The 12,856-nt window shown below is 54.1% G+C and carries 12 protein-coding genes and 2 CRISPR repeat arrays (1 of these 14 cut by a window edge); of the genes, 11 read left to right on the top strand and 1 reads right to left on the bottom strand.

The genetic code is table 11. The features are described 5' to 3' along the window. Window positions 1-79: a CRISPR direct-repeat array (repeat unit 35 nt; unit sequence TTCAATGGCCTGTGAATGGCCGACCTGTTTGCGAC); it reaches 474 nt to the left of the window's first position. A gap of 238 nt (window positions 80-317) precedes the next feature. The 7 genes from cas2 to NB063_RS27755 all read left to right on the top strand — a co-directional run bounded on the left by cas2 (window position 318) and on the right by NB063_RS27755 (window position 7,503). After that, entirely contained in the window at window positions 318-677 is a 360-nt protein-coding gene (gene cas2 / locus NB063_RS27785) for a CRISPR-associated endonuclease Cas2 (protein ID WP_250932328.1), read from the top strand. Window positions 678-687: 10 nt separating this feature from the next. Beyond that, entirely contained in the window at window positions 688-1,716 is a 1,029-nt protein-coding gene (gene cas1 / locus NB063_RS27780) for a CRISPR-associated endonuclease Cas1 (protein ID WP_250932327.1), read from the top strand. A gap of 25 nt (window positions 1,717-1,741) precedes the next feature. Then, entirely contained in the window at window positions 1,742-2,914 is a 1,173-nt protein-coding gene (locus NB063_RS27775) for a reverse transcriptase domain-containing protein (protein ID WP_250932326.1), read from the top strand. A 148-nt stretch (window positions 2,915-3,062) separates the two neighbouring features. Beyond that, window positions 3,063-3,918: direct repeats of the CRISPR family, unit length 37 nt; unit sequence GTTTCAATGGCCTGTGAATGGCCAACCTCGGTGCGCC. A gap of 288 nt (window positions 3,919-4,206) precedes the next feature. Further along, window positions 4,207-5,313 carry an NYN domain-containing protein gene (locus NB063_RS27770; protein ID WP_250932325.1) on the top strand — a complete coding sequence of 369 codons (1,107 nt, stop codon included), beginning with the start codon at window positions 4,207-4,209 and terminating at the stop codon, window positions 5,311-5,313. A gap of 229 nt (window positions 5,314-5,542) precedes the next feature. Beyond that, window positions 5,543-6,472: a hypothetical protein gene (locus NB063_RS27765; RefSeq protein ID WP_250932324.1), complete on the top strand. Its 930-nt coding sequence runs from the start codon at window positions 5,543-5,545 to the stop codon at window positions 6,470-6,472. A gap of 36 nt (window positions 6,473-6,508) precedes the next feature. Continuing rightward, complete coding sequence (locus tag NB063_RS27760) at window positions 6,509-6,760, top strand: hypothetical protein (RefSeq protein ID WP_250932323.1); 252 nt, start codon at window positions 6,509-6,511, stop codon at window positions 6,758-6,760. A gap of 56 nt (window positions 6,761-6,816) precedes the next feature. Then, window positions 6,817-7,503, top strand: coding sequence for a hypothetical protein (locus NB063_RS27755; protein WP_250932322.1), 687 nt, complete (start codon window positions 6,817-6,819; stop codon window positions 7,501-7,503). Window positions 7,504-7,861: 358 nt separating this feature from the next. On the opposite strand, the gene NB063_RS27750 is transcribed toward NB063_RS27755, so the two are convergent. Beyond that, a complete protein-coding gene (locus NB063_RS27750) occupies window positions 7,862-7,999 on the bottom strand; it encodes a hypothetical protein (RefSeq protein WP_250932321.1) in 138 nt (45 codons plus the stop codon). Window positions 8,000-8,142: 143 nt separating this feature from the next. Between NB063_RS27750 and NB063_RS27745 the strand changes: the two genes are divergently transcribed. The 4 genes from NB063_RS27745 to NB063_RS27730 all read left to right on the top strand — a co-directional run bounded on the left by NB063_RS27745 (window position 8,143) and on the right by NB063_RS27730 (window position 12,811). After that, window positions 8,143-8,640 carry an ExbD/TolR family protein gene (locus NB063_RS27745; RefSeq protein WP_250932320.1) on the top strand — a complete coding sequence of 166 codons (498 nt, stop codon included), beginning with the start codon at window positions 8,143-8,145 and terminating at the stop codon, window positions 8,638-8,640. Window positions 8,641-9,656: 1,016 nt separating this feature from the next. Then, entirely contained in the window at window positions 9,657-10,994 is a 1,338-nt protein-coding gene (locus NB063_RS27740; RefSeq protein ID WP_250932319.1) for an RNA polymerase sigma factor, read from the top strand. Next, window positions 10,994-11,644 (top strand): hypothetical protein, encoded by a 651-nt coding sequence (locus NB063_RS27735; RefSeq protein ID WP_250932318.1) that lies wholly within the window; start codon window positions 10,994-10,996, stop codon window positions 11,642-11,644. The genes NB063_RS27740 and NB063_RS27735 overlap by 1 nt, the downstream gene beginning before the upstream one ends. Window positions 11,645-11,647: 3 nt before the next feature. Beyond that, the gene (locus NB063_RS27730) at window positions 11,648-12,811 is read left to right on the top strand and encodes a hypothetical protein (RefSeq protein WP_250932317.1); all 1,164 of its coding nucleotides are present in this window, start codon (window positions 11,648-11,650) and stop codon (window positions 12,809-12,811) included. The last annotated feature ends 45 nt before the right edge of the window (window positions 12,812-12,856 follow it).

Genomic DNA, 12,856 nt, shown 5'->3' with positions numbered 1-12,856 from the left:
GTTTGCGACCCGACGAAATGGCTGAAGCCATCAATTCTGCCAGTTTCAATGGCCTGTGAATGGCCGACCTGTTTGCGACTTACCCCATCGCAACCCGTGATTCTGTAGCGGTTTACGACAACTTTTGCAGAGATGTCCGGAAAAGTCAACTGACGAGCCCTCCACATCCGCGGACTTGCTGTGCTCATTCGGGCGTAAGTGTCGTTGTAGCAAAGGCTTGTGGAAGTTGCAGGGGTAACGTGTGTTTTGACACCCGATTGGGTGGGGTCTGCAGAGGCGTTTTGTCGAGTCGTTGTCACCATTCGTTCGGTTTTGCGTTGTTCTCATGTTCGCTGACGATCACGTTGCTGGGACTGCTGATCACCCCACTCCTTAAACACGGCCTACGTGTCTTGATGACCCGACCATGGATCTTTTTTTACGACATCCAGAGTGACCGCATGCGGACGCGCGTGGCCAAGGAGCTTGAGATTCAAGGAATTCGCGTTCAGAAGTCGGTGTTCTTTGTTCAAGCCTCTCGCGCTCAAGTCAAAAAATTGATTCGCAAGCTGGCGTCGTTGGTTGATGAGGAAACCGATTCAGTCTGCGCTTGGCCATTGACGTCGACATGGCAACGTGAGCAACGTTGCGTTCCCGACGCAGCACGTGTGGTCGATGCACCCTACCTAATTCTATAAGGAACTACCGTTGCACCTAAAGTCTGGATTGAAAGCGTTGCGGTTTCGATCGCGGGTCGCCACTGCCGAGACCATCTATCTCAACGGTCCGGCGACTCTGCGAGTTCGCGGTAAGCTGTTGGTTTTCGAGCCTATCGACGGCAAGCCGCAAACGCTGCACCCCAAGACGATCCGCCGCATCGTCGTCGTGGGTTATGCCGACGTTTCGGGCGTCGCGTTTGGTTTGCTGTGGCGGCACAAAATCGAAGTGGTGTTTGTTAGTCCGACGATGGACCGCGTCGTTGCTCGCGTATCCCCCGGAGCGGTTCCCACATCGTTAACGTATTGTCAGTACAACGCATGCCAGGACCCCAACTTCGGTCTGGATCGAGCTCGTGATTTGATCGCTGCCAAGTCGGTCGCGACTCAAGAGGCATCTCGCTACTACCAACGGCAGGGGAGGGCTGAGTTCGCAGATCAAGTGACCCGCCTGACCAAAAAGGCTCCGGCCTTGCTTCGAAAGGCCGAGAGCTTGAACGCCGTTCGTGGAATCGAAGGTAGCATTGCCGCTGCATGGTGGAAACGATTTCGTTCCATGATCGATCCTGATTGGTCATTCCGGCAACGACAGTTTCACCCAGCACCTGATCCGGTCAACGCGATGCTTTCGTTCGGTTATACACTTCTGCTTGGACGTGCCGACACATTGCTGACGGTCGCGGGGTTGGATGTTCGTCAGGGATTTCTGCACACGCATCGTCCCGGCCGCGCGTCGCTTGCCTGTGATGTCATCGAGCCCTTTCGAATTCCAGTCGTCGATCGCACCGTCGTGAAGCTGCTTCGTCGGCGGCAGGTAAAGCTGAGCGATTTTGATTGCCATGAAGGCGAGCGGTGCTCGATGTCAGTCGCCGCTAAGAATCAGTTGGTCAATGGTCTCGAAGAAAGACTGGCCAAACAAGAGCAAGCGGAGTTGATCGCATTGATCGAACGGACGCGACGGCAGATCCGAGACCATGCGAAAGGGCAGAGCATCGATCCGAGCGACATGGAGGTGCATTGAGATGCCATGGTCAGCGCTCTTGCGCATGCGGAGTTCCAAACCTCAGAACCCATCAGCCAACGAAGGTTGGGATCTGGAACGATATCTCGAAAAGGCATGGAAACGAGTGCGTCACTGTCATGGAGCCGCCGGAATCGATCGCGTCAGCGTTCAGGCGTTTGGACGGGATCATCGAATCGCGTTGAAAGAGTTAGCTCGATTGACGAGGAGTGGTGAGTTTGCGTTCTCGCGGTTGAAGGCTGTGTCTGTTCCCAAACCGGATGGAAGTCTGCGACCGTTAGAGATTCCGACCGTTCGTGACCGAGTCGTGCTGCAGGCGATGCGGTTGGCCGTACAACCCGGATTGGAACGGCACATGTCTCCATCGAGCTATGCCTATCGGGATGGACGAGGGGTCCATGAGGCATTGGCCGCTATTCGCGATAGCCTGGCACGTTCGGCGGTCTGGATCGTCAAGACGGACATTCGACGTTTTTTTGAGAGTATTGACCACGATCATTTGCGACGATCCCTTCACGATCATGGTTGCCGACAAGGCGCACATCCCCTGTTGAATTCCGCGTTGCAGATCTCATCGACGCATCGACCTCGATCTCGCGGCGTCGCGCAGGGGAGCCCGCTGTCGCCCCTGTTAGCCAACGCTAGCTTGATCGAGTTTGACCGTGAGGTCCAAAGGCGAGGCGGCCTGATTCGATATGCCGATGACATGGTGATTTCCACCGCCAGTCGCGTGGAGGCAAAACATGCTCTCAGACTCGCAAAACAACAATGTCGCGAAATGGGATTGCAGCTTCATCCCAAGAAAACGTGCGTGATCGATGCCCGGAAGACTGCTTTCGAGTTTCTTGGTTTTGAGATCACACCGACTCAAATTCGTCCGGCCACCCGAAACATACGGAAGATTGAGGAAGCCATCGATCATTGGTTGAACCCCAACCAGCGTTTGAGTTCACCAAAACGTGTTGATCGTTTGAACGCGGTTCTGCGATCCTTTGTTTGGTACTACCGAACGACCGATTGTGATCGAATTCTCTTGGATCTCGACGCGAGGATTCGACAACGATGTGACGACTTACGGTCAAAACAATATCCCAGAGGGTGGGGGACGAAGATCGTGCAACCGTCTCGGCTGAGGGGTGAACTGTGGCATGGCAGCAAGCCCTCGCACACATCCGACGATTGGTCGGGTTACGGGTGACAACGATTCATCGTCCACGGTAAGCGGCTGGCTCGTTTATCCACCTGCCGCACCGCCGCGATTGCGATCCCGGCTGGCGTCATCGCAACCTGTTGCGAAAGCCGTGTAGACCCAAGCCCGCGAATGGTTGTGATCACCCTGCATGGAATTTTCAGCCGCCTGTGAATGGCCAACCTCGGTGCGCCGGACTTGCATGTCGGTATCAAATGCGGAGTCGAACACGCGTTTCAATGGCCTGTGAATGGCCGACCTCGGTGCGCCTTGGATCAAGGCATGCCCTGGAGCTGGACCATCATGTTTCAATGGCCTGTAAATGGCCAACCTTGGTGCGCCTCGCAGCTCTGCGCGCGCTCGCGTTCCAAAACCGCATCTGGTTTCAATGGCCTGTGAATGGCCAACCTCGGTGCACCCCGCCCCTCCGGCACCGGCTCCCGAGTCCACCGCGTTTCAATGGCCTGTGAATGGCCAACCTCGGTGCGCCGAGCAGCGTCGTTGGTACAAGGAAGCCAAGGCAATCGCCGGTTTCAATGGCCTGTGAATGGCCAACCTCGGTGCGCCCAACGCCAAGAAATTGGTCAAAGGCTTTTAAAACGGTTTCAATGGCCTGTGAATGGCCAACCTCGGTGCGCCGGTACAAAAAAAGCAATCAAGAAAGCGAGTGGACAGTTTCAATGGCCTGTGAATGGCCAACCTCGGTGCGCCTTGTCGAAGAGACGCCAGTTGTCGAAACGCCGGTTGTGTTTCAATGGCCTGTGAATGGCCAACCTCGGTGCGCCCAGCTATTCAATTTCGCGGTCATATCCCCTCAGCCGGTGTTTCAATGGCCTGTGAATGGCCAACCTCGGTGCGCCGAGAAGAAGTCCTCGAGGGCCTTCGGGCTATCGAGGACGGAAGGTTTCAATGGCCTGTGAATGGCCAACCTCGGTGCGCCTCAAAACCCCGCAAGTGGTACAAAAAAAGCGAGCAAGTTTCAATGGCCTGTGAATGGCCAACCTCGGTGCGCCTTACCCTTGCCCAAGTTATGGGCTCGCAATGGGTTATGAAAGTTTTTGCAGAGATCGTTGGAACTGTCAATCAAAATGCTCGTCTTGTTGTTTTCCTGAACCTCTGTTGCGTGGCGTAAATCCATGCTTCGTGGAGACTTACAGAAGTTGCAGGGCAAACGGAAATTTTCCACCCAAATGGGCGGGGTCTGCAAGGCTGGGAAAGCTTCCAAGCTGTCACCAGATCGGATTGGGATCCTTAAGTGAGTGTAAACCAATTCACACTCGCCGTCCTTAAAAGGTTCGCCAATGATCGCTCCCGTGATTCCAGCCCCGTCGACTGATTCTTCAGACGTTTCACCCAACGACGCGGTGATCTTGATCGATTGGGAGAACATCTCTTCGGCAGGCCTGGCCGGGATTCGCCAAGTTTTGCGTGACACCGGGACAGATCGACGGATCGTATTGATCCGTGCGTACGCGGACTGGTCCGTTCATCGGGCCGCAGGTTTGGCGATGGCCAATTTGGGTGCGCAGTTGGTGCATGTGACTTCGAATATTCAGGGAAAGAACAGTGCTGACATGCAATTAACCGTCGACGCAATGTCGCTGATGCACGGCCATTGCAAGATCAACACCTTCGCGATCGTAAGCGGTGATCGTGATTTCACGCCCTTGGTACGAGAACTTCGCCTTCAAGGACACGAGGTTCTGGGTTTTGGACGCGATGATGCAACCAGCCAAGTGCTTCGCAAACTCTGCGATCAGTTTACGTTTTTGAAAAGTCCATCTGCGAACGCGACCAAGAACGTTGTTGCTCGGAGTTCCTCTGAGATCGGTACGGGGCCGAATCGGAGAAATGCTCTGAGTGGATCAACAACATTCCCCGCATCATCGAGAGTGGTTTCGGTTACCGATGAGTTGCGCGACGCAGTCGCCTTGGCGTTCGTCGATGCGTGGCAGGTAGATGGTTATCCGGTCCCCTGTGAGCCGCTTGGAAAAGTTTCGACCGAACCGGACGCCATTTCGATCAACCGCTTTTTTGCTTCGCTGCAGAACTGCGGTACGGACATACGGATCGACGAGCTCGTCAGTCCGGGAAAACGATCTTTTGCGAGATGTGCCGAATTTTTGGCTGTGGCCGGACTACTGACCATTGATTACGCACAACCTTGTAGTCCCAAGGTCATCGCTACGGGAGCAACGATATCACGTCTACAGTGCGTCCTATCCGACTCGGCTTGTGCGGCCGACGAATTGATGGCCAATGACAGCGATCTGTTCCAAGGATCGAGCGATGACACTCGCTTAACTCCTGCGTCTCCCCGTTTCTCTTGCGGGCCGAAACGAACCTGCACTGACGGTGCTAAGAGTCGGTTTGATTTGGTTCAGCACAACCCGCACTTGGCAGGGTGAATGATTCGATGAGGTCGGCTCGGGAACGCCTTTTCACCCGACACTTCTAGGGGATTCGCTCGGTGACGACATTGGATGTTCAAGAAGCCATGGTGAGCAAAGGAGATGCTTGGCGAGTCGTGATCTGTCATCAGATCTGCGTTACCGCGTTTTGTATTTAGAAGAGTCCATCGTCACCACTTCCGCTGCTCAGCAGTTCCATTTGCATCTTTTCTATCGGAGCTCAACCATGAATCGTTTTTACACCGTCATTCTCGTTTCGGTCAGTGTCGCCGCCATCGCTTTGGATACTTACGCGGAGGCACCCACCGTACGCTCGTCAATCATTGATTTGAACATGCAAACCAAGGAACTGACGCAATTGACGAAGGAACTTCATGCGACCCCGATTGCGGACATCCGCAAGGCCTTGGCGGAGGACTTCGAACAGGCAGCAAACCTGCGCAATCAACTGCAAAAATCCCCTGGAGATGTCCGCGTATCGATTTTGCTAGAGGGAACGTTGTCCAAGGTCCTCTCTTCCATCGACGATGGGCTTCGTCGTTTGTTGGAAGGAGAAGAACAGGTCATGCGGGCGGTTGATGACAATTTGGTTACCGCGGAACTGGCCCGTGAGGCCGCCGACGCCAAACTCTCGGAATTTTCTCGTCGGGCTTCGTTGGCAACCGAGCAGAGGCGACTTCGTGAGGCAAAACTGCGCACGATGCTTGAAATCTACGGAAGCGTGGAGGCTCTTCCTGAAGACGTTCAGGCTATCGCGCAGAAGATTCGTTTGGACATCAAGGTCTGCCAACGCCTTGAACGAGTCCTCGCAAAAAGCCAAACCGAACAGGCCTCGACGCGGGACAGTCTTGCTGAGTTTGTACGGACGACTCGCGCTCGGAAGGTGCAACTAGGCAATACCTATCACGCCGCAATCGGTCACCGTCATGTGATCGCCCATTTGGTGGAGTATCGAGCGACGAGGCTGGAAGGCGAGAAGACTCGCTCGCAACTTTCCGCATTCAACCAACAACTGCGATCTCTGATGCAGGGGATTCGCGACCTGGACCTGGAATCGGTGGTTGACGTTTCAATCGATGATTTTGACCGGTCAAAGACGTCGAGATCTGTCACGAGAATGTCAGAGCCGCGTTCTATTAATGCCGTCACGAACTGACGTGAAGCTCACTGCCCGAGACTGGAGATTCAACACATGAAAAAAGTATTCGTCCTCGTTTTGGTCGCCGTGGCCGGCACCATTACTACCGCCTGGGTTCGTCCCGATCTGTATCAGCAAGCCCAGATGCGTTTTCCAGTTCTTCCATCGTTGAGTGCGTTCGGTGTTCAGGATCAACCGGAGTTGGACCCCGTGCTGTTGGAATCCGGAGAATATGTCCCCGTTGACGAAGAAACCTTTCGTTATCTCGAGGGACTGTACCAAGCGTCCAAATTAAAGATTCGCTGAGTCACCTTTTGCATTACCCATTCTAGTCCTTTCGTTCCCGTTTTAGAGGAAAAAAAATGTTGTTACGCCGACCCGCTTTCGTTTGTCTGTTCACCGGTGCCAGCCTTCTCGGCCATTGGTCACTTCAAGCTCAGGACCCCAAACTTCCGTTGGAAGTGGAAGCAATTCCGATCGATGAATTGGTCGAGTCCTTGACCACGGATTCACCGAGCCCGGATCAGAAAATCAGCCCACCGGTTGAGGTCCGACCAATCGTCGAGGCAATCAAAAGTGCCGATGCGATTTCCACTGCGGAGGGTTCGTCGGTTTCGGACGTAGCACCGGTAGAGGAGATTGAAGCTCAGGTGCTTCAGCGATATCAATCGGTGTTGCAAAACCGAGACGCCGTCGCACGCCAGTGGGAAGATCGGGCGGACGCGGTACTGCAAGCGTTACCTTCCGCGCCGGCCCCCACTGCATCCCAAACCAAAGCAGCTATGGCAACGATTCATACGCCAACGTCCGACACTTCGGCATCGGTAACAACCGTGCCGACTTCCCCGCCCGCTGCCATCGCCCCAACTCCGAGACGCTTTCAAAAGCCCGTCGCGACCACCGCTCCTGTTCCTGTGCCGGTTGCAACGCCACATCGCTTCTATCCCACGATTCCAGCGGGAAGTCACCCCTGCTGTCAACAACTTCGGTCCGTTCGAGGAGTACTCCAAGGGACCATCACTCGAATTGACGGAGTCATTCATCCATGAATCAGATTGACGCATTCTTGGACCCTAATTCGCGTTGGTTGTGGTTGCCGATGTGGCTCGAAGTCGGGCTGATGTTGTACTGCGTGCTACTTCTGCTCGGCCGGCTCGCTGCGATACCAGGACTCACCGATTCTATTTCCAGTTTGAACCAGTACTGCGAGGTGCTGAGCAGCAACCGACGGTGGCTGACATCCGACAGGATCGCAGAATTAAAATTAGTTCCCTCGCTTGCCGAGCCGTTGGCCGCCTTGGGGAACCATTGCCGCCACGAACATCGGTGGGACTTGGTCGATGAAGCCATCGAGCAAGACGTGTCAGGGTTCTGTCGTATCAGCGGGTTCGTCATTCAATCAGCTGTTCAGATCGGTTTAGCACTCACGCTGATCGGGATCATGTCCGCGATTCGCACCATGGAGTCGAGCGGCGATGATCTGGGGAGCATGATGATAGGATTCCGAATGGCAATCAGTTCTTCGATCATCGGAATCATGATCATGATTGTCCAGTCGGCTGTCCACTCGGTACGCCTTGCTGTCCATACTCGCTACTCGCGTACGATCCGTGAAACGCTTATTACGATCGAACCTCTTCTGCACTCTCCAATCCTAACATCAACTAGTCAAAAGACCGGACCGAATTGTGAACCAACGCGCCTTGCCCCCTCAGACACGCCGACGTCAGCAATCGATTGCCAGAGCAGATTCAACGCCGCGATGCGACCTGACGCCGTTGCTGGACATGACGTTTGTGCTGACGTTCCTGTTTTTGGCGATGTTGTTTCAGCGGCCAACACTGACGCGGATTCCAGTCAGCCTAGCGGACGTCGGCGGCGAACAGATTCAGACCACAGCCCAACGCGGCCCGTCGCCCTTGGACACCCTGCTCATTATCCAGCCCGACGGGACGCTGCTGTTTCAAAAGAAGGAGTTGACGATCATGGAACTCACAATGCTTTGTCGCCAGTGGAAGGAACGAAGCAGCACGTCGTTGCTGACCCTTGACGTGGCCGTCGACAGGGAGACGATGCACCATGACGTTGCCGCGGTTTTACAAGTCTTACGTGAGTATGGAATCGATGCGGATCTCTTGACCGCTCCCGCATCGGCACCATCCAGACGAGAGACGCCGTCACGATGAACCGGTGCGAGATTCTCTGTGCGATCCTAGCGGTACTTCTCACCGCCTGCCTTTGGGTATTGACGAATCCATTGCCACATAGCCAACGCTCGCAGCGCACCTATCAGATCGCGTCGCCCGCTCAACCTGGGCAAATTCGTTTGAACGGACCCGAAAGACAGAGTCCACAACCGATAATTGAAGATGACAGAAGCGAGGTTCCAACGAGTGAACCAAATGAATCGTCATCATCGCCTATTCAGCATATCGCCATGGAGGGTAATCGATTGGTAGACACAGAGCATGATCATCTGAATCAGCAATCATCGTCAGGTACGGAGCCCTCTGAATCAGTAGCACCGCATTCTGCCGAGTTTGGCAACGCCTCGTTCGAGCGTCAGGAAGGTCGCTGGCTGCCCGCGATCGAAGTCCTCCAGTTCCAACCCCAAATTTGGATGCAGAGAGGAGATCTGCGGGTTGTTGTGAAGGCGAGCGGAAGATTATTGGCGTTCACGCCAGCGGCAGATGGTAGCGGTTCCTTCCACGATTTTCGTGCGACACAGGAGTGGTCGGACGTCACGTTGCCGGTCGAGCGTCGTCATGTGTCACAGATCGTGCGACTGCTACAAGACAGATTTCATGTCGCATACGACTCTGATGCACCCCGGGGTTCCCACCTCGCTGTTGAAATTCGGTACCTGCTTAGCCGACGCTTGCTTGCCGCGATTCAGTCGGCCCAATTCCAGGCTGCAAGGGCTAGTCAATGTAGGTGGGAAGACCTTTTGGCCACACGTGGCAGACTGGTCGTGCGAAAAGAACTCCCTCATTACGTCGTCACGCAATGCCAACTTCGAGGAGGTGCTCGAAAGGTCTCGTCGCAGCCGGTTCAAAAAGCACCGCAGTCTCAAGGAGGAAGGTTGCCAACAGGAGCTCGGGAGCTTGCAGACCGGGGTGCGGATCGATGATAATCCGAACACTACTATCAACTAAGAAATACATGTCGCGCATCTCCGCTCTTCTTCAAGCCTCCCGATTCCATGTGTCGAAACGATCTTTCCTCGGCCGGACAGCCAATCGATGACGCTAATTGCATCGCTAACGCTGCTGCCAAGTGCAAACGTGCGTATGACGAGATGCTTGAGCACTGCGCTGACGGTGATCCGACGGAAGAGGATTTGACACAACGCTTACCGAGTCTGAAGGCCGATTTCGAACGATCACTAGAACGGCTTATTCCGATTGTTGATGACGCAGCATCTCGCATTGCCAAGAGATTTTCTCCGGTACTTGATGAAACTGAGTTTCAGCAGGTTGCTCGAATCCACATTAGTCGAAAAATCTCCCAGTTTCGAAGCGGAACCTTTGTCGGTTGGTTAAATACAGTTCTGGCGAGACTCGCAATCTCAGGATACCGCAAGAAAAGAAAAACGACGGCACGAGAGGTCACACTCGACAAATCAAGCGAATTGGCGATCGATGCTGCGGGGGATTCCGTCCAGGAAATCTCGGAAGAACGATTATCCTCATCTTTCGATGTTCCGTACAAACCGATGCAAGAAGCCTTTGAGAAGTATTGGAGCGAAGCCAAGGTGCCGAGCGATCAATACAAAGCGATGTTCTTCGCGGCATCGGGGATCGTCCGGTTTTTAAGCCAGACGCAAACGGAATTTGTCAGTCGCTACGCTCGTCCGTTGACGGATTGGGAGGTTGATCACCGCAATGCAGTTGAGCGTTGTAATATTGTCGTGTTTGATTGGACAGATGCGCACGCGATGGAGGCGTGGCAGGAGCAGACGACTGACGATTCATTCGGAGATGCTACGTTGGAGGATCTCGAAGCCGTGTATGAAAAGATGCTCAAGTCTGCTCGCCAAAATGCGAGTCACAACCTGATGCGTCACTACTGGAAATTTTTACTAGTCGATGATCATTGGAAATACACGGTGAGAGGGATCGGTGATGATCAATCTGATGAGACATTGTCAAATATCGATTGGAGCTGGAACGATTGGGCGAACCTCTTAAGCTTTGACGGGTGGATCGGGATTTCCTCGGCACAAGCGTGGAAATCACTCATGGAGCGGGCAGGACTGGACAATGACATCAATGCGAACTTCTGCCGCATTTTTAGTTTTCCACCCATTCAACCAAAAGAAAAGGACAAGAAGAACTTCAAGGAAGATGAAACGCGAATGGTCAACCCGAGCAAAGTGAAGGTCATTGAGCGTTGGCTCAGTAACAGCGATGTCTTGGTTCCCTCCGATGAGCAGGATGTGCCAGTGGATCCGCAGGTCCGTATGCTCATGCGTCTTGGTGCGGCAAACCGTTCGTGCATTGAAATCCCGCTTCCTTGGATCGGAACAGAGGTGCCGTGATGAGCATTGATGCAACGCTCAATTCCAAACGACTCGTCCATGTTTTGGAGAAGCATGTCAGCAATCGCGCCGAACCATGGCATCGCGTTGTGGGGGCTACCGCACATCGCGTTCGTGAGGTTGGTGCGGACAGAATAAATGAAGTCTCCGCTCAGGATCGCGGTCTCGTCCGCTCAATCGTGCTCGAAGAAATATCCTCGGCTGACAAGCGACCGATGTTTGTTTCATTTTCAGCGCGTGACCGAGAGGACGCACGCAAGATGCTTTCGCTGGTTTCCCCCAAGGGATTGCAAATTGTTGCCGAGTCGCTGAGCACCCGTAAGGCAGCAGTGATCACTTCCTATATTCCAGACGGTTGCCAGTGTTGGAAGGATGTTGCTCGTGCTTTGGTAATGCGATATCGCAGAGCAATCATCGATCCCGAAGCGACTATTCGAGTAAAGCAGCGGTACGAACATAAAACGCGGATAGTCGATGAGAGTGAGATTCGGTTTCACACGCTAGAGCACTTCGGTGTCTCTTCCAAAGGGAGCGGATTGGCTTTCTTCCCAATGGAAGAATGGGACGGGGCATTGCCATGTCCGGAAAAGAAAAAGAACCGAGCGGGACGGCCTCTCAATCAAAAACCTCTTCGAGGCGGGCTCACTTGAACGATGGACAACGAAGCAAGAAATCATGATCTGGATGATCGCTACTCACTGACTGAGAATCTCCGCAGGTGCGACTCGCACGACGCACTTTCCGGATGGCAAGCCGATACTCCTGTGACCGAAGACAGTCATGCGCCCGCGTATCACCTTGCGGTCGCGATGGGACGCTGTTTGCTCTTTGATTTTCTTCCATCGGACGAACGGTTGATGACGCCTCTCTATCCGAGCATGCTCGAAGCTGCCTTGATTGGTGCGAATCGGGTTGCCTCAACAACTCTCGATTGGCTGAGATCCCTTGACGAGGACATGCAGGGATGCGAAACGCCGATTGAACAGCACGAACTTGCCATCCGAGTTCTCCAACGGCGGTTTGATCTCCATGCCGCCACTCTCGTGGTAGATCAATGCATCCGGATCGAAACCGATGGAGCGAATGAGCTACCGGTCACGCTAACATCGTATCGTGACATCGTCGACTTTGCGTTGAGCCGTCTCGATAAAGAAATCGAACGTGAGCGTGATTGGCTATCCACCGCGGATCAAACCTATTGGGTGGAAAACCTAGCAACCGACTTGTCCTCGCAGAGTTGGCCGTTGGAGGACCGACCTTGGTGGCTGGGTCCCGAGATCGCCGGATTGCGTCGAGAGTTGCAAGATATCGATGAACGGTTTGCACTCGCCGGTGATTCCCAGATTGCGGTCGCATCGGTCGTGCAAAACTTGGTTGCGCCGAATCACGGCGAGAGACAGGATCAACATGCCAGCGATTCTACGTTCTCACTTGCGGCCGATGCGGATCGCGAGAAACCGAATCAACAACTCCAGTCATACCTGCACAAGTTCAGCGACGAAGAGTCCATTGAAATCGTTTTTGAGGTCGCAGCAATCGATGGCGCGCCGGAGCAACTTCACGCCGAGACAGAGATCCTCGTCAGCGTCGAATTTCATACCGTGGGTGAGTTCTTGACGATCGATTCCGAAGGGGTTGCCAAACGTGCTTTTGTACTGCGTTGGGGACTCTACTCAATCAGTGTCGAAGTAAAACGGAGAGTGACCGCGGACGCTCATGGAGTTTCGCTTCTTGGGACTTCCCGCATCCCTTGGGCCGCCTATCGACCGTTGTTTGAAGGAAAAGAGCCCACCATCCACATTCGTCGAGTTGGCTAGTGGTGCGTCAACATCTAGTTTTAGGGTAGTGGACGAGGTTACGAG

This window comes from Aporhodopirellula aestuarii (genome assembly GCF_023701485.1).
Taxonomy (GTDB): Bacteria; Planctomycetota; Planctomycetia; order Pirellulales; family Pirellulaceae; genus Rhodopirellula; species Rhodopirellula aestuarii.
Note: the sequence above shows the minus strand (reverse complement) of the source record. Positions and strands in the feature narration are given on the sequence as shown.